A 1,585-nucleotide genomic window follows, 5' to 3' on the forward strand; every position below is an offset into this window, starting at 1 on the left:
CGACCGCACCACCGACCCCCGACGAGGCCGTCGGCTCGGCCCTGCTCGGCCAGGCCGTCGACGACCCCGACCTGTTCCAGCCGCGGCCCTCGGCGGCCGGCGACGGCTACGACGCCCTCGCCAGCGCCGGGTCCAACCTGGGTCCCGAGAGCCCCGACCTGGTCGCGCTGGTGCGCGAGCGGCGGGCCGAGTCGCAGCCCGCGAGGGCGTCGACGAGGACGAGGTGCCGGCCGACGCGGTGACGGCCGTCGGGCTCCGGCCTGGACCCGCACGTCTCGGTGGCGTACGCCGAGCTGCAGGCGCCGCGCGTCGCGCGGGCCCAGGGGCTGTCTCTGCAGACCGTCCGCGGCCTGGTCGCGCAGCACACCCACGGCCGGACGCTCGGCGTGCTGGGCGAGCCGCGGGTGGACGTCCTGATGCTCAACGCGGCCGTGCTGCGCGCCGCGGCGATGCGCTGAGTGGCAGGATGCCGGACGTGGAGGCGACGCGCCGAGGACGGCTCATGGTCTACCTCGGCGCCGCCCCCGGCGTCGGCAAGACGTACGCGATGCTCGACGAGGCGCGGCGGCGGCGCGACCGGGGCACCGACGTGGTCGTCGGCTTCGTCGAGACCCACGGACGTCCGCACACCGCGCAGATGCTCGAGGGCCTGGAGGTCGTCCCGCGCCGCGTCGTCGAGCACGGCGGCACGACGTTCGAGGAGATGGACACCGCCGCGATCATCGCCCGTCGGCCCGCGGTCGTCTGCGTGGACGAGCTCGCGCACACCAACGTGCCGGGCAGCGTCCACGCCAAGCGGGTCGAGGACGTCGAGCAGGTCCGGGTCGCCGGCATCGACGTGATCACCACGATCAACGTGCAGCACCTGGAGTCGCTCAACGACGCCGTCGAGCGCATCACCGGCGTGCGCCAGCGGGAGACGGTGCCCGACCAGGTGGTGCGCCAGGCCGACCAGATCCAGCTCGTCGACATGGCGCCCGAGGCGCTGCGCCGCCGGCTCGCGCACGGCAACGTCTACCGGCCCGAGCAGGTCGACGCGTCGCTGGCGTCGTACTTCCGGGTCGGCAACCTCACCGCGCTGCGCGAGCTGGCCCTGCTGTGGCTGGCCGACCGGGTCGACGACGCGCTGGACGACTACCGGCGCTCGCACGACATCGCGGCACCCTGGCCGGCCAAAGGGAGCGCATCGTCGTCGCCGTCACCGGGGGACCCGAGAGCGAGGCCCTGCTGCGCCGCAGCGCCCGCCTGGCCCAGCGCTCGTCCGCGGCCGACCTGCTCGCGGTGCACGTCATCGTCGAGGACGGCCTGGCCGGTCCCGACGCGGCGCGCGTCGCGCGGCTGCAGCAGCTGGCCGGCTCGCTCGGCGCGACCTTCCACACCGTCGTGGGGGAGGAGCCCGCCTCGGCGGTCGTCGACTTCGCCGTCGGGACGAACGCGACGATGATCGCGTCGGCACGTCCAGCCACGGCCGGCTGCGCCGGCTGTTCACCGGCACCACGGGGGAGCGGGTGGCCGCGCTCGCCGGCGCGGTGGACGTCCACCTGGTCACCCCACGACGAGCGTCCCGGCGTGGCGCGCCGGCGAC

The 1,585-nt window shown here is 75.6% G+C and carries 1 protein-coding gene and 2 pseudogenes; all 3 read left to right on the plus strand.

The window, feature by feature from the left end; genetic code table 11:
* Positions 1-71 precede the first annotated feature (71 nt).
* A pseudogene (locus AC2W7G_RS15870) lies at positions 72-458 on the plus strand (potassium-transporting ATPase subunit C).
* 89 nt (positions 459-547) lie between these two features.
* Positions 548-1,057: pseudogene (locus AC2W7G_RS15875) on the plus strand (histidine kinase); the annotation flags it as partial.
* Positions 1,058-1,098: 41 nt separating this feature from the next.
* A partial coding sequence (locus AC2W7G_RS15880; RefSeq protein ID WP_485869291.1) for a universal stress protein occupies positions 1,099-1,585 on the plus strand: 487 nt, incomplete at its 3' end.

The sequence above is a fragment of the Aeromicrobium sp. PFPM2_SD2 genome (assembly GCF_057364525.1).